The 20038-nt window shown below is 68.7% G+C and carries 18 protein-coding genes; 2 read left to right on the top strand and 16 right to left on the bottom strand.

The features are described 5' to 3' along the window. Positions 1-33: 33 nt before the first annotated feature. From BTE28158_RS15765 to BTE28158_RS15750, 4 genes are all read right to left on the bottom strand, one after another. Positions 34-267 (bottom strand): Fis family transcriptional regulator, encoded by a 234-nt coding sequence (locus tag BTE28158_RS15765; protein WP_006476892.1) that lies wholly within the window; start codon positions 265-267, stop codon positions 34-36. Beyond that, on the bottom strand, positions 264-1331 hold the full coding sequence (dusB, locus tag BTE28158_RS15760; protein ID WP_006497523.1) for a tRNA dihydrouridine synthase DusB: 1068 nt from the start codon (positions 1329-1331) through the stop codon (positions 264-266). Before dusB ends, BTE28158_RS15765 begins: the two co-directional genes overlap by 4 nt. A 147-nt stretch (positions 1332-1478) precedes the next feature. Next, positions 1479-2666 (bottom strand): UbiH/UbiF/VisC/COQ6 family ubiquinone biosynthesis hydroxylase, encoded by a 1188-nt coding sequence (locus BTE28158_RS15755; protein WP_124902696.1) that lies wholly within the window; start codon positions 2664-2666, stop codon positions 1479-1481. A gap of 102 nt (positions 2667-2768) precedes the next feature. Beyond that, positions 2769-4166 (bottom strand): aminopeptidase P N-terminal domain-containing protein, encoded by a 1398-nt coding sequence (locus BTE28158_RS15750; RefSeq protein WP_151050014.1) that lies wholly within the window; start codon positions 4164-4166, stop codon positions 2769-2771. Positions 4167-4353: 187 nt separating this feature from the next. Between BTE28158_RS15750 and BTE28158_RS15745 the strand changes: the two genes are divergently transcribed. Continuing rightward, positions 4354-4965 (top strand): glutathione S-transferase family protein, encoded by a 612-nt coding sequence (locus BTE28158_RS15745; protein ID WP_059608346.1) that lies wholly within the window; start codon positions 4354-4356, stop codon positions 4963-4965. 94 nt (positions 4966-5059) lie between these two features. Here the strand turns inward: BTE28158_RS15745 and BTE28158_RS15740 are convergent, their stop codons facing one another. The 4 genes from BTE28158_RS15740 to BTE28158_RS15725 all read right to left on the bottom strand — a co-directional run bounded on the left by BTE28158_RS15740 (position 5060) and on the right by BTE28158_RS15725 (position 9596). Next, complete coding sequence (locus tag BTE28158_RS15740) at positions 5060-6679, bottom strand: FMN-binding glutamate synthase family protein (RefSeq protein WP_124624871.1); 1620 nt, start codon at positions 6677-6679, stop codon at positions 5060-5062. 119 nt (positions 6680-6798) lie between these two features. Continuing rightward, positions 6799-7977 (bottom strand): tRNA 2-thiouridine(34) synthase MnmA, encoded by a 1179-nt coding sequence (gene mnmA / locus BTE28158_RS15735; RefSeq protein WP_151050016.1) that lies wholly within the window; start codon positions 7975-7977, stop codon positions 6799-6801. Then, positions 7974-8483, bottom strand: coding sequence for an NUDIX hydrolase (locus tag BTE28158_RS15730; protein WP_124624878.1), 510 nt, complete (start codon positions 8481-8483; stop codon positions 7974-7976). The genes mnmA and BTE28158_RS15730 overlap by 4 nt, the downstream gene beginning before the upstream one ends. A gap of 192 nt (positions 8484-8675) precedes the next feature. Continuing rightward, positions 8676-9596, bottom strand: a complete 921-nt coding sequence (locus BTE28158_RS15725; RefSeq protein ID WP_151050018.1) for a LysR family transcriptional regulator — start codon at positions 9594-9596, stop codon at positions 8676-8678. 79 nt (positions 9597-9675) lie between these two features. Here BTE28158_RS15725 and BTE28158_RS15720 point away from each other — a divergent pair, with 79 nt between their 5' ends. After that, on the top strand, positions 9676-10599 hold the full coding sequence (locus BTE28158_RS15720; RefSeq protein WP_151050020.1) for a carbon-nitrogen hydrolase family protein: 924 nt from the start codon (positions 9676-9678) through the stop codon (positions 10597-10599). A 52-nt stretch (positions 10600-10651) separates the two neighbouring features. Here BTE28158_RS15720 and BTE28158_RS15715 read toward each other — a convergent pair whose 3' ends face one another. The 8 genes from BTE28158_RS15715 to BTE28158_RS15680 form a co-directional block, all read right to left on the bottom strand. After that, positions 10652-11338: a helix-turn-helix transcriptional regulator gene (locus BTE28158_RS15715; protein ID WP_059535356.1), complete on the bottom strand. Its 687-nt coding sequence runs from the start codon at positions 11336-11338 to the stop codon at positions 10652-10654. A gap of 73 nt (positions 11339-11411) precedes the next feature. Further along, the gene (locus tag BTE28158_RS15710) at positions 11412-11828 is read right to left on the bottom strand and encodes a VOC family protein (protein ID WP_124624883.1); all 417 of its coding nucleotides are present in this window, start codon (positions 11826-11828) and stop codon (positions 11412-11414) included. Positions 11829-12119: 291 nt separating this feature from the next. Beyond that, entirely contained in the window at positions 12120-13418 is a 1299-nt protein-coding gene (locus BTE28158_RS15705; protein WP_151050022.1) for a THUMP domain-containing class I SAM-dependent RNA methyltransferase, read from the bottom strand. A gap of 166 nt (positions 13419-13584) precedes the next feature. After that, positions 13585-15708, bottom strand: a complete 2124-nt coding sequence (locus tag BTE28158_RS15700) for a site-specific recombinase (protein WP_124624887.1) — start codon at positions 15706-15708, stop codon at positions 13585-13587. 503 nt (positions 15709-16211) lie between these two features. Then, positions 16212-16949, bottom strand: coding sequence for a PqiC family protein (locus tag BTE28158_RS15695; protein ID WP_174919952.1), 738 nt, complete (start codon positions 16947-16949; stop codon positions 16212-16214). Continuing rightward, on the bottom strand, positions 16946-18565 hold the full coding sequence (locus BTE28158_RS15690) for a PqiB family protein (RefSeq protein ID WP_151051112.1): 1620 nt from the start codon (positions 18563-18565) through the stop codon (positions 16946-16948). The genes BTE28158_RS15695 and BTE28158_RS15690 overlap by 4 nt, the downstream gene beginning before the upstream one ends. Beyond that, positions 18558-19187, bottom strand: a complete 630-nt coding sequence (locus BTE28158_RS15685; RefSeq protein WP_059608272.1) for a paraquat-inducible protein A — start codon at positions 19185-19187, stop codon at positions 18558-18560. The genes BTE28158_RS15690 and BTE28158_RS15685 overlap by 8 nt, the downstream gene beginning before the upstream one ends. Continuing rightward, on the bottom strand, positions 19184-19849 hold the full coding sequence (locus tag BTE28158_RS15680; protein ID WP_059608273.1) for a paraquat-inducible protein A: 666 nt from the start codon (positions 19847-19849) through the stop codon (positions 19184-19186). Before BTE28158_RS15680 ends, BTE28158_RS15685 begins: the two co-directional genes overlap by 4 nt. Between the last annotated feature and the right edge of the window lie 189 nt (positions 19850-20038).

Below are 20038 nucleotides of genomic sequence, written 5' to 3'. Positions count from 1 at the left end.
CAATAGCCAGGGAAACGGGGACGGGACGGCCGCCTACAGCAGGCCGTGCTGCTGCAGCTTCTTGCGCAGCGTATTGCGATTGATGCCGAGGTACTCCGCGGCGAGCGACTGGTTGCCGCCTGCCTGTACGAGCACGACCTCGAGCATCGGCTTTTCGACGCAGGACATCACCATTTCATAGACGTCGTGCGGATTGGAGCCGTCTAGATCCCGGAAATACACGTCCAGGCTCTCGCGGACACATTGTTCGATGTTGTGCTTGCTCATGCTGCTAACTGGTTATGGTCGTCCGACTCGCCCTGGCCGTTTTCCTCTTCGTCATCGACGTAGACGAGGTGGTCCGACAGCGCTTTTTGCGCCTCGAAGAATGCATTGACGGCGGCGAGCTGCTCGCGGGTGGAATCGAGCGTGTTCATCCTGTGCCGGAACCCGTTGGCACCGGAAAGGCCGCGAGTGTACCAGCCGATGTGCTTGCGCGCAGTACGGACGCCCGTGAATTCACCATAGAACGCGTAGTGGTCTTCCAGGTGTTCGTTCATCACGTGCTGGATCTCGTCGATCCGCGGCGGGGGCAGCAACTCGCCGGTTTGCAGGAAATGATCGATTTCACGGAACAGCCATGGCCGGCCTTGCGCGGCACGACCGATCATCAGTGCGTCGGCGCCGGTTGCGTCGAGCACGGCCTTCGCTTTCGCCGGCGACGTGATGTCGCCGTTCGCGACGACCGGGATGCGCACGGCGGCCTTCACGGCCGCGATGGTGTCGTACTCCGCGTCGCCGCGGTAGAGGTCGGCGCGCGTGCGGCCGTGCACGGTCAGCATCGAGATGCCGGCCGCCTCGGCGAGGCGCGCGACCGTGATCGCGTTCTTGTGCTCGCGATCCCAGCCGGTGCGGATCTTCAGCGTGACGGGCACCGCATCCGGCCCCGTGCCGACCGCCGCGACGACGGCCTCGACGATCCGCTGCACGAGCGGTTCGTTCTGCAGCAGCGCGGAGCCGGCCGCGACGTTGCAGACCTTCTTCGCCGGGCAGCCCATGTTGATGTCGATGATCTGCGCGCCGTTGTCGACGTTGTAGCGGGCGGCTTCGGCCATCATCGCCGGATCGGCGCCGGCGATCTGCACCGCGATCGGCTCGACTTCGCCTTCGTGGTTCGCCCGCCGCATCGTCTTCGCGCTCTTCCACAGCTGCGCATTGGACGCGACCATCTCGGACACGGCGTATCCGGCCCCCAGCCGCTTGCACAGCTGGCGGAACGGGCGATCCGTCACCCCGGCCATCGGGGCGACGAACAGGTTGTTACGCAATACGTGAGGGCCGATAACGGGCATCGCAATGGCACCGCCCGCGAGCGCCAGGCGTCGCGGGCAAAAAAGGGCGGAGGGAAAACGCGCATTTTACCGTATTCCCATGCCCGGCCGATTTGACCCGGTTTGCACGGCGCTGATGGCGCGCAACGCGTGCCGCGCCGCCGCGCGTCAGTTGCGCTGGCCGAACATCATCTGGCGCGCGATCGCCTTCTTGAGCGGCGGTACGAATTCGAGCGCGGTGAGGGCCGCGCCGCGCAACAGCGGAATGGGGCCGCTGTCGACCGTGAACAGCCGCGCGAGCGTGTCGGTCGCGCCGATCGTGAAGCGCCGGTCGAGCGCACGCCGCGCGTTGAAGGTTGCGAGCGCGGTCGCTTCGAAGCCTTGCGTGGACAGCGCGTCGACGAGCGTATGCGCGTCGCGCAGCCCGAGGTTGAGCCCCTGGCCGGCGACAGGATGCAGCGTTTGCGCGGCGTTGCCGACGATCGCGATGCGCCCGTTGACGAGCGTTTGTGCCGCGTTCAGCCCGAGCGGGAACGATGCGCGCCCCGCGATCGCGACGAACTGCCCCATCCGCTCGCCGAAGGCAGCGCCGAGTTCGCGCAGGAACGCGTCGTCGGGAAGGGCGGCGCGGCGGGCCGCTTCGTCGGGCGTGCAGCACCACACGAGTGAATACTCGGCCTGGCGCGGGCCGCCGAGCGGCAGCAGCGCGAGCGGGCCTTCGTGCGTGAAGCGTTCCCATGCGACGTTCGGGCGCGGTGCCGAGACCGTGACCGTGCCGACGATCGCGGTCTGACCGTAGTCGCGGCGATGCTTGCCGGTATCGGCCTGCTGTTCGTGGAACAGCCCGCCCTCGGCGTTGACGACGATGCGCGCGCGCAGCGTGCGCTCGCCTTGCGGGCCGTCGAGTGTCAGCGTGACGCCGTCGGCGTCCTGTCGCGGCGTGCGTGCGGTGGTCGACGTGAGCCAGTCGACGCGCGTGCCGCGCACGGCCTGCGCGAGCGCCTGCACGATCGAGCCGTAGCGCACGACATAGCCGAGCGCGGCGAGGTCGTGCTCGTCTCGGTCGATCAGCGTGCGGCCGAAATGGCCGCGCTGCGACACGTGGATGTGTTCGATCGGCGTCGCGTCGCCCGGCCATCCGAGCGTGTCGAGCAGCACGCGGCTGCCGTGCGATACGGCGATCGCGCGCGGGTCGTTCGCGCTCGCTGCCGGCTCGCGAGCGTCGATCAGCGCGATCGACGCGTGCTGCGTCGCGCTGCGTCGGCCGAGCCAGCCGGCGAGCGCGAGCCCGACGGGGCCCGCGCCGACGATGGCGAGATCGTAGTCCGGCGTGGCCGGGGAGGAAGCGGTCGTCATCAGTGTTCGTGAAACGGGGTAACGGTCAACAGCGGGTCAACGGCGGGTCAACGGCGGGTCAACGGTGACTCGACAGCGGGGCGATGGCAACCTGCGGCACGCTCACGCGCCGTGCGCCGCGCCCGCGCGCATCAGCGCCTCGATCTCGGCAGCCGCCACCGGCACGTCGCGTGTGATCAGCTCGCAACCGTGCTCGCGCACGATCGCGTCGTCCTCGATGCGGATGCCGATGTTCCAGTATTCGGACGGTACGTCGTCGGCTGCCCGCACGTACAGGCCCGGCTCGACGGTAAGCGTCATGCCGGGTTTCAGCGTGCGCCACGGCAACGCGCCGTTGGCGTCGCGCGCGGCGAGCCGCTCGCGGTAGTCGCCGCAATCGTGCACGTCCATGCCGATCCAGTGGCCAGTGCGGTGCATGTAGAAGCGTGCGTATGCGCGCTCGGCGATCACGTCGTCGACGTTCGAGAAGCGCGTCTTCGGGATGATGCCCGTGTCGAGCAGCCCTTGCGCCAGCACGCGCACGGCCGCGTCGTGCGGCGCCTCGAACGGTACGCCCGCGCGCGTCGCATCGATCGCAGCCTGCTGCGCGCCGAGCACGATGTCGTACAGCGTGCGCTGCGCGGGCGAGAAGCGCCCGTTGGCCGGAAACGTGCGCGTGATGTCCGACGCGTAGCCGTCGAGTTCGCACGCGGCATCGATCAGGATCAGATCGCCGTCCCGCGCGGTCGCGTTGCCGGCCGGGTAGTGCAGCACGCATGCGTTCGCGCCGGCCGCGACGATCGAGCCGTACGCGGGCGCCTGCGCGCCATGCTTGCGGAACGTGTACAGCAGCTCGGCCTCGAGTTCGTATTCGCGGATCCCCGGGCGGCACACCTGCATCGCGCGACGGTGCGCGAGCGCGGAGATGTGCGCGGCACGCATCATGATCGCGAGCTCGTGTTCGTCCTTCACGAGCCGCATGTCGTCGACGAGCGGCGTGAGGTCGAGCAGCGCGTCCGGCGCGGCGACACCCGTGCGCGCTTGCGCGCGCACCGCATCGATCCAGCCGGCGAGCTGGCGGTCGAACTCGGCCGAGGCACCGAACCGGTAGTGCACGGTGCCCGCATCGGCGAGCAGGCGGGGCATTTCGGTGTCGATCACGTCGACCGCGTAGGCCGCGTCGAAGCCGAATGCATCGCGCGCGGCCTCGGGCCCGTAATGGAAACCTTCCCAGATCTCGCGATCGGCATTCTTCGCGCGGCAGAACAGGACCGATTCCGGCGCGCCGTGCGACCCGGCCGCGTTCAGCACGAGCATGGCATCCGGCTCGGTGAAGCCCGTCAGGTAGTAAAAGTAGCTGTCATGTCGGTACGGGAAGGCCGTATCGCGGTTGCGCAGCATTTCCGGCGCGGTGGGAACGATGGCGACGCCGCCGCCCGCTGCGCGCAGTGCGGCAAGCACGCGTTCACGGCGCTGGCGGTAGACGTCGACGGCGATGGCGGTATCGAGGGGCGCATTCATCGTGCGATTGTAGCGCCGCCGGACGCGGCGTGTGAGAGGCGCGGCGGCAAGCCGCGCCGGACGGGGCTCGGCGACGGTTGTTGCAAACCATCCACAGGCCGGACGGGCGATTTTCTGCCCGGCCACACCGGCCGGTTATGATCGGCGACAACGTATACTCTCGGCGGTTCCCTTAAAAAGGCAGATGATGAAATTAATCGGTTCGCTCAGCAGCCCGTACGTCCGAAAGGCGCGAATCGTGCTTGCTGAAAAGAAGATCGACTACAAGCTGGAGCTCGAGAACGTGTGGGCGCCGGAGACGGACATTCATGCATCGAATCCGCTCGGCAAGGTCCCGTGTCTCGTGATGGAGGATGGTGCCGCGGTGTTCGATTCCCGCGTGATCTGCGAATACGTCGATACGCTGTCGCCGGTCGGCAAGCTGATTCCGCCGTCGGGGCGTGAGCGTGTCGAAGTGCGTTGCTGGGAAGCGCTGGGTGACGGCGTGCTCGACGCGGCCGTGGCGATTCGTCTCGAACACACCCTGCGTGACGAAGCGCAGCGCAGCGCGAGCTGGATCGCGCGCCAACAGCGCAAGATCGACGACGCGCTCGTCGCGATGTCGCAGGGTCTCGGCGGCAAGACGTGGTGCGTCGGTAATCATTACACGCTCGCCGACATCGCACTCGGCTGCGCGCTCGGCTACCTCGACTTCCGGATGCCCGAACTCGACTGGCGCGATCGCCATCCGAACCTCGACAAGCATTTCGTGAAGCTGTCGCAGCGGCAGACGTTCGTCGACACGCTGCCGCAAGGCTGACCGGCCGCCGGCGGCGAATCGGACAGACAAACGAAAGCGCCCCGCGGGGCGCTTTCGTTTTGGCGAGCCGCCTCCGGCGGCGGGCGATCGCGCGTTACTCGATCGACGTGTAAACGGTTTCGCCGAGCACGAACGAATCGCTGCGCGCGATCGGCCACCACTTGTCGTACAGCGTATAGCCGCAGGTCTGGCCGTCGAGTAGCGCGCCGGGCTTCAGGTATTTCAGCAACTGCGACATCAGCCGCACCTCGTGCGGCGCGACGCGCTGCACGATGTGATGCGCGCGCAGCTCGGACGGATGGCCCAGGCCGGCCGCCTGCACGAGTTCCTGCAGTGCATGCAGCGTATTGCGATGGAAGTTGTACACGCGCTCGGCCTTGTCGGGCACGACGATGGCGCGCTGGCGCACCGGGTCCTGCGTGGCGACGCCGGTCGGGCAGCGGTCGGTGTGGCAGTGCTGCGCCTGGATGCAGCCGACCGCGAACATGAAGCCACGCGCCGAATTCACCCAGTCCGCGCCGATCGCGAGCGTGCGCGCGATGTCGAACGCGGTGATGATCTTGCCGCTTGCGCCGATCTTCACGCGGTCGCGCACGCCGATCCCGACGAGCGTGTTGTGCACCAGCAGCAGCCCTTCCTGCAGCGGCACGCCGACATGGTCGGTAAATTCGAGCGGCGCGGCGCCGGTGCCGCCTTCCGCGCCGTCGACGACGATGAAGTCCGGCACGATGCCCGTCTCGATCATCGCCTTCGCGATCCCGAAGAATTCCCACGGATGGCCGATGCACAGCTTGAAGCCGGTCGGCTTGCCGCCCGACAGCGTGCGCAGCCGCTCGACGAATTCGAGCAGACCGCGCGGCGTCGAGAATTCCGAGTGCGTCGCGGGCGAGATGCAGTCCTTGCCCATCGGCACGCCGCGCGTCTCGGCGATTTCGGGCGTGATCTTCGCGGCCGGCAGCACGCCGCCGTGGCCCGGCTTCGCGCCTTGCGACAGCTTGATCTCGATCATCTTCACCTGCGGATCGGCGGCCTGCTTCGCGAACTTGTCCGGGTTGAACGTTCCGTCGTCGTTGCGGCAGCCGAAGTAGCCGGATGCGATTTCCCAGATGATGTCGCCGCCGTGCTCGCGGTGGTACTTCGACAGCGAGCCTTCGCCGGTGTCGTGCGCGAATCCGCCTTTCTTCGCGCCGAGGTTCAGCGAGCGGATCGCGTTCGCGGACAGCGAGCCGAAGCTCATCGCCGAGATGTTGAAGATCGAGATGTCGTACGGCTGGGCGCGGTTCGCGCCGACCCGGATGCGGAAGTCATGGTTCGGCAGCTTCGTCGGCGCGAGCGAGTGGCTGATCCATTCGTGCGCGACGGCCTTCACGTTCAGCTCGGTGCCGTACGGGCGATTGTCGGCGACGTTCTTCGCGCGCTGATAGACGAGGCTGCGCTGCGCGCGGGAGAACGGCTTCTCGTCGGTGTCGTCCTCGACGAAATACTGGCGGATCTCGGGGCGGATGAACTCGAACAGGAAGCGGAAATGACCCCAGAGCGGGTAATTGCGCAGGATCGCGTGACGGTCCTGGTTCAGGTCATACAGGCCGAGGGCGACGAGGGCGACGGGGATGATGATCCACAGCCAGGAAAGCACGTGAATCGACGCGAGTGCGGCCACGGCAACGAGCAGCAGCACGGCGCACCACATTGCGAGGTAGCGTCTGGAAAGCATGGGGGGCTCCGCAAGAATCTTGAAATGCCGCCATGCGTACGCTGCGCGGCGGCGCACCGGCCGCGACGGAATCGTGTTCCGCCGGGCGCGGCGTGCCGCAAGTCTAAACCGAATGGATGTCAGCGTGCTTCGGCGAGCGCGCCCGCGTGGGCTGCCGCCGGGACGGCCTGGCCGGGCTGGCCGGTGGCCGCGAACTCGATGATGCCGCCGCCGAGGCAGATCTCGCCGTCGTACAGCACGGCCGACTGGCCGGGCGTCACCGCCCATTGCGCGTCGTCGAACGCGAGCGAGAAGCGCTCGCCGTCGGTCCCGCCGAGCGCGGCCCGGCCGAACGCGGCCCGGCCGAACCTGCAGGCCGCATCGGCCTGACGATAGCGCGTCTTCGCCCCGCACGAAAAGCCTTCGGCCGGCGGCTCGCCCGCGACCCAGCTCACGTTGCCGGCGACGAGCTCGCGCGACAGCAGCCACGGGTGGTCGTGGCCCTGCACGACGTACAGCGTGTTCGACGCGATGTCCTTCGCCGCGACGAACCACGGTTCGCCGCTGCCGTCCTTGCTGCCGCCGAGGCCGATGCCCTTGCGCTGGCCGAACGTGTAGAACGCGAGGCCGATGTGCTCGCCGACCACCTTGCCGTCGGGCGTCTTCATCGGGCCGGGTTTCGTCGGAAGATAGCGGTTCAGGAAGTCGCGGAACGGCCGTTCGCCGATGAAGCAGATGCCGGTCGAGTCCTTTTTCTTCGCGTTCGGCAGGCCGATCTGCGCGGCGATCTCGCGCACCTTCGTCTTCGGGATCTCGCCGAGCGGGAACATCGTCTTCGACAGCTGCGCCTGGTTCAGCCGGTGCAGGAAGTACGACTGGTCTTTCGTGTGATCGAAGGCCTTCAGCAGTTCGAAGCGACCGTCGCGCTCGCGCACGCGCGCGTAATGGCCCGTCGCGATCATTTCCGCGTCGAGCGACATCGCGTGGTCGAGGAACGCCTTGAATTTGATCTCGGCGTTGCACAGCACGTCCGGGTTCGGCGTGCGGCCGGCCGAGTATTCGCGCAGGAATTCGGCGAACACGCGGTCCTTGTATTCGGCCGCGAAGTTCACGGCTTCCACGTCGATGCCGATCAGGTCGGCCACCGACACCACGTCGATCCAGTCCTGGCGCGTCGAGCAGTATTCGCCGTCGTCGTCGTCTTCCCAGTTCTTCATGAACAGGCCGACCACGTCGTACCCCTGTTCCTTCAGCAGCCACGCGGTCACCGACGAATCGACGCCGCCCGACATGCCCACTACTACACGGCGCTTGCTCATTTGTTTACCGCCTGACGGTCGAATGCTTCCGGGCGCGGCGCGACCGAATGCGTGTGCACGAAATCGAGCGGAATGCGCCGCCCGGCGAGATAGTCGTCGACGCAGCGCATCACCGCCGGCGAGCGATGGCGCTCGCTGCACGCGCGTAGTTCGTCGGCGCTCATCCACAGCGTACGGACGATGCCGTCGTCGAGCATGTGGCCCGGCACCGGCTCGCCGGCCGTGCCGCAGAACGTGAAGCGCAGATAGGTCGCGCCGGCGCTGCCGGGGCGGTCGTAGTGCGCGAGATAGACGCCGACGAGCGCGTCGGGTACGAACGGATGCGCGGTTTCCTCGAGCGTTTCGCGGATCACGGCGTCGGCGAGTGTCTCGCCGGCTTCGAGGTGGCCGGCCGGCTGGTTGATGCGCAGGCCCGTCGAGGTTTCTTCCTCGATCACGAGAAAGCGACCGGCGCGCTCGACGAGCGCCGCGACGGTCACATGCGGGGTCCAGATTTCGGGTTTCATGGTTCGGCATTTTACCGGTTGCGCCCGGACGCTGCCGGCCGTCTGGTTAGACGAATCCGACCCCGGTCGTTCTTTGCGGCGGCAACAGGTCTTCCCGATTGCCGCGACGCGCATGGGCGCCGCCCGCCTCGGCTGGCGGCCAGCCGAGGGGCGGAAGGTCCGATCGTCACGAGTCGAATCGCGCCCCGTTTTTCACGGGGCGACGATCGTCGCGACGCAGGCGGCGATCGTATCCCGCACGCGCACGATCGCCGGGTCGCGCTGCGTGCTCGTGCGCCAGCCGATTTCCACCGGGTAGCCCGGCAGCTCGACCGGGCACGCGAGCGCGCGCAGCGACGTCGACTGCGCGATCGCGCGAGCCGCATGCGCCGGTATCGTGGCCACCGCGTCGGAGCCGGCGAGCAGGTACGGCAGCGCCGCGAAATGCGTGGTCGACGCCGCGACGCGCCGTTTGTGGCCGAGCGCGGCCAGGGCTTCGTCGACGATCCCGATCACGCCGCCCGACGACACGAGCAGGTGATCGCGCTGCACGAAATCGGCGAGCACGAGCGTGCGCGGCGCGTGCGCGCGGCCGGCCGGATCGATGAGGCATGCGTAGCCACCCGTCGCGACCGCGCGCCGGCTCAGGCCGTTCGCCGAGAACCCGCCCGACGCGATCGCGAGATCGACGCCGTGCCGCAGCAGCGCGTCGCCCGCGATACCGCTGTGCGTCTGCCGAAAGATCAGCCGGATGCCCGGGGCTTCGCGCGCGACTGCGTCGATCAGCGCGCGGCCGAGCGCGATCTCGAAGTCGTCCGACAGGCCGATCGAGATCGTACGGCCGACCCGTTCGCCGCCGTCGGCCGCGATCGCGAGGCTTGCGCGGCAGCGGTCGAGCGCATCGGAGAGGATCGGCTTCAGTTCGTCCGCGCGCGGCGTCGGCGCGAGCCCGCGGCCGGTGCGCACGAACAGCGGATCGGCGTAGATCACGCGTAGCCGCGCGAGCGCCGCACTTACCGCCGATTGCGTGAGGCCGAGCCGAAGCGCCGCGCGGCTCGCGCCGCCTTCCTCGTACAGCGCCTCGAACACCTTCAGCAGGTTCAGGTCGAGCCCGGCGATATCATCCGTATTCATGTCAGTTATCGTTTTATCGATTTGATCGATGAAATGATATCGATAAAGATGGCGTCACCCACTCACTGGAGACGCTTTCATGTCCACCTCAGTTATCGCCGCGCTGCAGATCGGCGCATCGCCCGCCGGCACGCGCGCCACGCTCGACACGATCCTCGGCTACGAAGCCGCGATCCGCGACAGCGGCGCGTCGCTCGTCGTGCTGCCGGAGGCCGTGCTCGGCGGCTATCCGAAGGGCGAGATCTTCGGCACGCGGCTCGGCTACCGGCTGCCCGAGGGCCGCGACGCGTATGCGCGCTATGCCGCGCAGGCGATCGACGTGCCGGGCCCCGAAACCGACGAACTGGCAGCGCTGTCGCAGCGCACGGGCGCGAGCCTGGTGATCGGCGTGATCGAGCGCGGCGGCAGCACGTTGTACTGCACGGCGCTGTTCTTCGATCCGCGCGACGGGCTCGTCGCGAAGCACCGCAAGCTGATGCCGACCGGCACCGAGCGGCTGATCTGGGGGCAGGGCGATGGCTCGACACTGCCGGTGGTCGACACGGCCGCGGGCCGTGCGGGCGCCGCGATCTGCTGGGAGAACCACATGCCGCTCCTGCGCTGCGCGATGTATGCGAAAGGCGTGCAGATCTGGTGCGCGCCGACCGTCGACGAGCGCGACCTGTGGCAAAGCTCGATGCGGCACATCGCGCACGAAGGGCGCTGCTTCGTCGTGAGCGCCTGCCAGGTGCAGCCGTCGCCGCGAGCGCTCGGCATCGACGTGCCGGGCTGGGATCCCGAGCGGCCGCTGATCCGCGGCGGCAGCGTGATCGTCGGGCCGCTCGGCGACCTGCTGACGGAGCCGCTGATCGGCGAGCCCGGGCTCGTGACCGCGCGTATCGATACGGACGAGCTCGTGCGTGCGCGTTACGACTTCGACGTGGTCGGACACTATGCGCGCCCCGACGTGTTTTCGCTGCACGTCGACGAGCGGCCGAAGCGGTCAGTCGTGTTCGGGGAATGACGGGCGTTGCCGGGGCGCGGCCGCCCCGGCATGCGAATGGCGGCGGCGCGCGTCAGCGCATCGGCGCTTCCGCGATCCGCATGTAGTCGGCGATGCGCCGGCCTTCCATGTCCGGAAACTGCTCGTGCACGGTGATGTCGCCCATCCGCGCGATGTCGAAGGTGCGGAAGTCGTCGCGCAGCTCGCACCACGCGCCGATCGTCCAGCGTCCGCCCCAGTAGACGAGCCCGAGCGGCCACACGCGGCGCTTCGTGTGCGCGCCGAGCCGGTCGCGGTAGTCGAAGCTGACGATGTGATGCGTGTCGACCGCTTGGTGGATCGCGTCGACCTTCGCGCAGAATGTCTCGTCGATGTGGAACGAGGGCGCGAACACCGGCAGGCGATCGAGCGCGGTGCGCTTGTCGGCCGGCATCGCCGACGCGATCTTCGCGAGCGCCGAACGCGCACCGCCCGCGAAGCGCGCGCCGCCCCAGGTCTCGAGCATCCGCGCGCCGGCCGCGAGTGCCGCGAGCTCCTCGGCGGTGAACGTGAGCGGCGGCAGGCTCGCGTTGCGGTTCAGCCGGTAGCCGATGCCGGCTTCGCCTTCGATCGGCACCCCTGACAGTTGCAGGTCGCGCACGTCGCGATAGACCGTGCGCGGCGACACCGACAGCCAGTCGGCGAGCTGCTGCGCAGTCGTGAGACGACGCCCGCGCAGCAGCTCGGCGATCTGGAACAGGCGGTCGGCACGGCGCGTCATGGCTGAACCTCGACTCCAACGGCTACGGGGACTTCGCGATGATAGCGCCGCGCCGGCCGGATCGTAGACGCGCTCAGTGGCATTTCGGTGCGTGCAGGCCGACGCGGTTGCCTTCGGTATCGATCAGGTAGCCGATGTAGCCGTAGTTGTTCGGCAACTCGACGACCGAGCCCTGCACGACGCCGCCTGCGCGCTTCGCGCGCTCGAGCGCCGCGACGACCGATTCGCCGGCGTTCAGGTACACGAGCACGCCGTTGGCGCTCGGCTTCATCTGCTGCGGATCGAACACGATGCTGCCGCCCGTGCTCGACGCTTCGTGATCGAACACGGCCATCGGCACGCCGCCGATGACTTCACGTTGCAGCGTCGTCTGCAGCACGGTTTCGTAGAAACGGATCGCCCGGTCGAAATCGAGGGACGGGATGTCGAACCACGCGATCGCGCGTTCCAGGGTTGCGGTTTCGGTTGCTGCTGCAGTTGCGGACGTCATGACGAGCTCCTTGTTGTTCGGGTTCTTGATGGAAACCAGCCTTGCATTGCGCCGGGATTGCAGTGTGATCATGTGCTGCTGACAGCGTGCTGTCAGTAGTCGTGGCGGTGCTGACAAAAGGGGGACCTGACGGCTTTGGCGGGTAAGGGCGGTGCGGGAACCGCATCGGCGCGCGGGTGGCGGCGCGGCACGCGGGCACTGCCCGCGTGGGGGCGGTGGAAAGAAAAACGCCCGGCTCAGGCCGGGCGTCGTCTGGGTGTCAGCAGGCGGCCGCGGCGGCCGTCTCGCGTGTCAGGCGTCGCCTTCCGGCGCGGCGGGGCGTGCCTTCACGCTGCCGGCGATCAGGTCGAAGCGGAACAACCGGCATTCGAGCGCGCCGTTGAACAGCGGCGTCTTCGCCGATTCGCGCAGGCGCAGCAGGCCCGGCAGGGACCGGTCCGACGTCAGCAGGAACGCCTGCCAGCCCGTGAAGCGCTGCTTGAGCGCATCGCCGAGCGCGTTGAAGAATTCGCTGTCCGGTGCGTCGGTGTGCGTGCGGCGGAATGCGTCGTCGTTGCCGCGGTTGCGGCCCGTCTCGCGCACCTCGCCGCGCGCGCTGCGGCCGCGCACCTCGATCCGCTCGCCGTACGGCGGGTTCGCGAGAATGATGCCCGGGCCGTCGCACGGCGGCGTCATCCCGCGCGCGTCGACCTGCTTGAGCCATACCGACGGCACGCCCGCACGCTCGAGGTTCGCGCGCGCCTTCTCGAGCATGTCGCCCGAGATGTCGCTGCCGTACACGCCGAGCGAATCGCGCTTGCCGCGCGCCGCGCGCTTCGCGTCGAGCGCCGCGACCTTCAGGCCCTGCCATGCGGTGATGTCGTACTGCTTGAGCTTCTCGAAGCCGAACCGGCGCTCGACGCCCGGGGCGACGCCGAGCGCGATCTGCGCGGCTTCCGCGAGGAAGGTGCCGCTGCCGCACATCGGGTCATACAGCGGCGTGCCGGGCGTCCAGCCCGTCAGGCGCAAGATGCCGGCCGCGAGGTTCTCGCGCAGCGGCGCCGCGCCCTTGTCGAGGCGCCAGCCGCGCTTGAACAGCGGCTCGCCCGACGTATCGAGGTACAGCGTGCACTCGGTGGCCGTCAGGAACGCGAACACGCGCACGTCCGGCGCGCCGGTGTCGATGCTCGGGCGTGCGCCGGTCTTGTCGCGCATCCGGTCGCAGATCGCGTCCTTCACGCGCAGCGTCGCGAATTCGAGGCTCTTCAGCGGCGACTTGATCGCGGTGATGTCGACGCGCAGCGTCTGCGTCGATGCGAACCAGCGCTCCCATGGCTGCTCGAGCGCCAGCGCGTAGACGTCCTGTTCGTTGCGGTACGGGCGGTGCGCGATCTTCAGCAGGATCCGGCTCGCGATTCGCGAATGGAGGTTCGCGGCCATGCCGGCGGTCCAGCCGCCGCGGAAATGAACGCCGCCCGGCACCTGCGCGCCCGCGGTGAACGGCGCGCCGTCCAGATGTCGGCCGGCGATTTCGGCCAGCTCGGCGGCAAGCGCCGCTTCGAGGCCGCGCGGGCAGGGAGCGAAGAATTCGTACAGGGTGGGCGAGGACATAAGGCGGGTGAGGACGTGCAAAAGTCCACTATTGTACGCGGCGCGGGCGGCCGGAGCCGGCGTTGCATCCGATTCGGCGCGCCGGTGCCGGTGCGCCGGGCCCGACGGCGAGACGGCAGGCCCGCGCGGCGACGCCTGCCTCGGGCTGCGCGCCGCCGTCGGACGGTCAGTGAGCGCCTGGCTGGCCGGCCCGCGCGGCCGGCGCGCCGGCCGGCCAGAACAGCGCGGACGGCTTGGACAGCACCGTGCGGACGATCGCGCCGACCAGCGCGCGCACCTTGGTGCGGCGCAGGCTGCGCGAGCGCACGGCCATCGTGAATGCGAGCGCGAAGCTCACGAGCACGTTGAGGATCGCCATGCTCAGGACGCCGGCGCAGGCCCACCACAGCTCGGGCGTGCCGAGCGCGCCCTTGCCGAGCACGCCGAGCGCGATCCCGATCGACCCGGCCGACAGCGTCACGTGGCGCACCTCGAACGGGAACAGGAACACGGTGACGATCGCCGGGATCAGGCCGAGCATCAGGCCGAGACCCACGTTGGCGACGACGCCCGCGACGTTCGAGCGACAGAAGTGCGCGAGTTTCGCGGCACCCGACGCGCCGAGCGTGAGCCGCAGCCGCCGGTTGTACGTGAGCGCGTCGCCGACCCGATGCAGCACGAACCAGTTGTCGGCCCAGCCCGCGAGCAGGCTCGACGCCCACAGCAGCACGCCCGTGAGCGCCGCATAGAATGGCGTCGGGCCCAGCAGCGAGAACGAATGCAGCGTCGCGTGCGCCTTCTCCGGCGAGATCAGGTTCGCGTGCAGCAGGTTGCCGGCGAACAGCTGCACGAGCAGGCACACGGGGAGCACGACGAGCACGTTGCCGGAAATCGCCGCGGCCTGCGTGCGGATCAGCGCGATCACCGACGCGACGAACGCCTTCACGCCTTCCTCGTGACCGGTGTCGTCGAGCTCGCGCGCGAGCGTCGGCGCGGTCATCGCGGGCTGCTTGGTCGCGAGCGTGAAATGCAGGAAGTGCATCAGCATGAAGCTCGCCGCGTAGTTGACGCCCGCGAGCAACCCTTCGAGCATCGACTGCAGGTGCGCGCCGGTGATCGCGAACTTCACGCACACGGTCACGACGGTGACGAGCCCGCCGCCCGCGGCCATCCGCAGCATCTTCAGGTACTCGGCGCGGCCGCGCGAGATGTAGTGCTCGCCGGTGTCCGCGTTGGTCTCGACGAGCTTGCGCGCGAACAGCGAGAAGTTGCTGCGCATGAGGTGCGACACGCTCTGGCTGTTCTGGTTCGCGTCGACGAGTTCGGCCGTCAGGCGCGCCATCCCGCGCAGGTCGTCGCGTGCCATCCACGCGTTGAGCAGCATTTCCGCGCGCAGGATGCGCATGCGCATCCGTTCGACCTGGAACACGATGTCGACCGACACGCCGTTGCGGTACAGGTGCGCGAACACATCGTCGACGGCGATCCGGCATTCGTCGAGCAGCACGCGCAGGTAGTTCACCTCATGAAGCAGCTTGCTCGGGTCGCCGCCGTCCTCCACGGCCGCGTGCGCGGTCTCGACCGCGAGCATCGCGCGCGTGAGCCGATAGAACGGCTGCGTTTCGAGCGGCTTGCGCGCGTCGTCGTCGGACAGGCGGCTGCGCACCGTCTGCGACAGGCCGGTCGAGCTGATCTGGCAGGTCAGGTTGTGCAGCGCGGCCAGCAGGTCGCGCGAGAACGAGCCGGGCTCGTGGCGCTCTTCGTCGGTGACGTCGAACGAGAACAGCTCGGCGAGGCGCGCGAGCAGGTCATCGGGCAGCGCGTCGATCCATTGCGCGTCCCCGGGTGCCGGGAACATCAGCGTGAACAGCGCCGTCAGTTCGCGGCGGTTCGGCGCGGGTGGGATCAGCGACGCGTCGATGCGCTCGAACAGCGCGCCGAAGAAACCGGAATGTACGGGCATCCCCGCGTCGCACAGCAGCGAGATGCCGTCGCATTCGCGCAGAATCCCGCGCAGGATGCGCGCGGCGTGCGATTTCCATGCGGGATTGCGGTCGAGCACGTGGAACAGGTAGCGCAGCCGCGCGTGCGCCGGATACGCGCGCGCGTCGGCGTCGCGTTCGGCCGGCGTGTCGTGCGCGACCTGCATCGCGCCGTTGCGGCGCAGCCAGTGCGCGAGCTCGATCAGCCATTCGCTGCGTTCGGCGTACGACGCCTCCGCGTCGGCATGCGCAAGCAACGCATCGAGCTGGTGGCCCGCATTGCGCGACGCGCGCCACTTCTTGATCAGGGTCGTCAGGGAACGAAACATAAACGGAATAGCGAAAGCCCTGGACGGGCGGGTTCGGGATGCCGGCCGGAACAGGGCGCGGCGCCGGGGAGAACGGTGAGGCTGGTCGGGGGCGCGGACGATGCGCGGCGACCCGCGATGCGGCTGCCCCGGCGCGGACCACGCGGATCGCATGCGCGCCCCGACAGACGCGGCGATCGGACCGGATACCACTGGCGGATCGCCGCCGGCGTGCGCGCGCGACGAGCGGCGCGAGCCGGAAAGTGCGTAGGATCGTCAATCGGGCGCGAAAACGCAAGCCGACCGCGTTGCATGGTGCCGGTTCCGGCGGATTTTGACAAACAATGCAAAGCCGCCGTCCGGCCGATGGATGCGGGCAGCGCAGGCAGTGGCGGCGAGGGCGGCAGGTTCGCGTGCGCGGTTGCATGCGCACGCGGATCGATGCCGACGATGACTATCGGGCGGCGTGTGCCGAGTGCAGCCGTGCCGCGCGCATGCATCGGCCGCCGGCCCGCGCGTCGCGCTTACGCGCCGGACTTGCCCGTCGCGCCCGCATCGTCGCCGGGCATCGGACTGGCCGGGCAAGGCACGGCGGGCGCGGCGGCCGTTGCCTTGCCGGACGCGGTCGTCGAGGTGACCGACGCAGCCGCGGCTCCGCGCCGCGCGGCCATCGCGCGCACGCCGGACGCGGCCTGCGATGCGATCACGTCGAGCGCGCGCCGGTGGCCCGCGACGAGCGCGTCGTAGCCGTCGGCGACCGGTTCCGCGACGCTCGTGCGACACGTCATCACGGCCTGCGTGCCGAGCGCGCGCACGCTCCACACCGCATCGATCGCCGCGCGTTTGCCGGGCCACGACTCGAAGCGCTGCACGTTCACGCTGATCCGATAGACGGGCACGCCGGCCGGATACGCGGAATTCGCGACGTCGATCGTGCCGAGCTGCGCGGCGAGGTCGTCGGACAACGCGCGGCGGATTTCGTCGGCGGGCGGCGCGGCCCAGCGCTCCTGTTCGAGCACGTCGACCTGCGCGGCGTTCTTCTGCACGACGAGCTGGCTCTTCGCGACCTGCTCGGGCACGCCGACGGACGGCACCTCGATCAGGAACGACGGGTTGGCGGGCGCGGTACGCACGGGCGCGGCTGCGTCGGCCGGGCTCAGCGTATAGAACCGCGCGGGCGGCGAGCTGCACGCGGCGAGCGCAAGCGCGGCGAAGACTGCCGCCGCGCCGCTCGCGACGATGTTCGCGCGTGTCGTCGTCATTGTTGATCTCCTGGCTTGCCCTTGAGCAGCGATTCGGGATGGCGCTCCAGATAGTCGGCGAGCGCGTTCAGCGATTGCAGCGTGCGCGTGAGTTCCTTCAGTGCGCCGCGCACGTCGGACTGCAGCGGCGAATCCTGCTGCAGCGTCGCCTCGGCGGTCGAGAAGGTCTGCTTCGCGGCCGACAGCGTGTCGCGCGCTTCCGGAGCGACCTGCGTGTCGAGCTGCTTGAAGAGCTTGTCGGCGTTCGACAGCGCGCTGTTCAGGTTCGCGCCGATCTGGTCGAACGGCACCTTGTCGAGCTTCTTCGCGATGTCGGCGACCTGCAGCTGCAGTTCGTCGAGCGTGTTCGGCACGGTCGGCAGCTCGAGCGGCTGGCGTGCCGCGTCGATTTCCACGACCGGTGCCTTCGGGAAGAAGTCGAGCGCGACATAAAGCTGGCTCGTCAGCAGGTTGCCGGTGCGCAGCTGGCCGCGCAGCCCGTGCCTGACGAGGCGCGTGACGATCTCGCGGCGGCCCGGTTCGCCCTTGCTCTCGATCGTTTCGCGGAAGCGCGGGCCGAGCCGCTCCGGATACACGTTCATCGTCACCGGCATCAGGAAGTTCTTGGTCTTCGGATCGAAGTCGATGCCGATGTTCGTCACTTCGCCGAGCACGATGCCGCGGAAGTCGACCGGCGCGCCTACCGCGAGCCCGCGCAGCGACTGGTTGAAGTTCATCACGACCTGCAGCGGCTGGCCGTCCGGATCGCGCATCGCGTCCGTCTCGTCGGAGCCGAGGCGGAAGGTCGTGTTGTTCGGCGCCGTCGCGCCGCTGTCCTGGTTCGGCGGCGTCTGGAACGCGATGCCGCCGAGGATCACGGTCGCGAGCGACTGCGTGTTCAGCTTCAGGCCGCTCGAATCGAGCCGCAGGTCGACGCCGCTCGCCTGCCACCAGCGCGAGTTCACGCCGACGTACTGGTCGTACGGCGCGTTGACGAACACGTTGAACGTGACGCCCGTGCCGTCCTTGTCGAGCGAGAAGCCGACCACCTGGCCGACCTGCACGCGGCGGTAGTAGACGGGCGAGCCGATGTCGACCGAGCCGAGGGAATCGCCGCGCAGCACGTATTGCGTGCCCTTCTGGTCGCCGGTCACGGCCGGCGGCGTCTCGAGGCCGGTGAAGTCGGTCTGCGTGTCCTGCCCGTGGCCGGCATCGACGCCGATGTACGCGCCCGACAGCAGCGTGCCGAGCCCCGACACGCCGGTCGCGCCGACGCGCGGACGCACGATCCAGAAGCGCGAGCCCTTGACCGCGAAGTCCTCGGCTTCCTTCTTCAGCTGCACCTGGACGAGCACGCGCGACAAGTCCTTCGACAGCTTGATCGTCTTGACCATGCCGATCTCGACGTCCTTGAACTTGACCTGCGTCTTGCCCGGCTCGAGCCCTTCCGCGCTGTGGAAGCTGATCGAGATTTCCGGGCCGCGCTCGCGCACGGACTTGATCACGAGGCCGATACCGATCAGCGCGGCGATCAGCGGCACGAGCCAGACGAGCGACGGCAGCCAGCCGCTTTTCGTCGAGATCGCCGGATCGGGCGGCCGGGACGCGTCTTGCTGCGGGCCTTGCGGACTATTCATGGTGTTTCCCTGAGGTTTCGACTGGATCCCAGATCAGGCGGGGATCGAACTGCATCGACGCGAGCATCGTCAGGATCACGACCGAGCCGAACGCGAGCGCGCCGGGGCCGGCCGTGATGACGGCGAGCGAACGGAAATGGACGAGCGCGACGGTGAGCGTCACGACGAAGATGTCGAGCATCGACCAGCGGCCGATCCGCTCGACGATCCGGTACAGGCGCGTGCGCTGCAGCGGCCGCCACACGGTGCGCCGCTGCGCGGTGCCGACGAGGATCGTCAGCACGCCGAGCTTGAGCATCGGCACGAGGATGCTGGCGACGAATACGACGACCGCGAGCGGCCAGTCGCCGGACGTCCAGAAATAGATGACGCCGCTCATGATCGTGTCCTCCTGCGAGCCGACGATCGACGACGTGCGCATGATCGGCAGCAGGTTCGCCGGAATATAGAGGATCGCGGCCGCGATCAGCAGCGCCCAGGTGCGCGTGATGCTGTTCGGCGTGCGGAAGTGAAGCGTGCTGCCGCAGCGCGCGCAATGCGCGTGCGGATGGTCGATCGTCTGCACGAGCCCGCATGCGTGGCAGCTGGCGTAGCCCTCGCGGGCGGCGGTCGGCATCGTCATTGGCGGGGCGCTTGCGGCGGCGAAGCGGTGCCGTCGGGCGTGGCGGGCGTGCGCCCGGCGCGCAGGTCGTCGGCGATGTCCCACAGCGTGCGTGGATCGAACATCAGCACGACGGCGGTCATCAGCGTGAGCGCGCCGAACGCGAACAGCGCCGCGTCGGGCACGACGCGCGCGAGGCTCACCATCTTCACGATCGTCACGACGATCCCGAGCATGAACACCTCGATCATCCCCCACGGCCGCACGAGCTGGATCGTGCGCAGCACGAAATTGAGGCCCGGCGGCACGACGCCACGCCGGATCGGCAGCAGCACGTAAAGCAGTGCGGCCATCTCGACGAGCGGGAACAGCACGGTCGAGCAGAACACCATCACGCCGACGATCTCCATGTCCTGATGCCACAGCGCGTCGATCGCGCCGATCAGTGTCGTCTGCACGCGGGTGCCGTTCAGGTCCATTTCGAGGATCGGGAACGCCTGCGCGATGACGAACGTGACGAGTGCCGCGACCGCAAGCGCGCTGATGCGCTCGATCTGCGTGGTGCTGTTGCGATAGAGCAGTGCGTCGCAGCGCGGGCAGCGCGCGATTTCGCGACCGCTCAGGCGCGGTTTATGCAACAGTGCGTCGCATTCGTGGCAGGCAATCAGGTCGTGTCGTTGCATGGAAAAGGCGGTTGTGCGACGGGCGGGGAACGCGTCGACGGGGCCGGAACCCGCGCCAATCTTACCAAAACGGCTTTTTCGGCGTGTCAACGCCCCGTTGCCGGGTGACCGGCCGGTAACATGGCGCAAACCTGTCAGCAGGCTGACGCGCCTGTCCTCGGAGTCCGCGCGAGACAAAAGGTTGCGGTA

This window comes from Burkholderia diffusa (assembly GCF_902499115.1).
Classification (GTDB): domain Bacteria; phylum Pseudomonadota; class Gammaproteobacteria; order Burkholderiales; family Burkholderiaceae; genus Burkholderia; species Burkholderia diffusa.
This window is presented reverse-complemented; position numbering and strand designations above follow the sequence as displayed.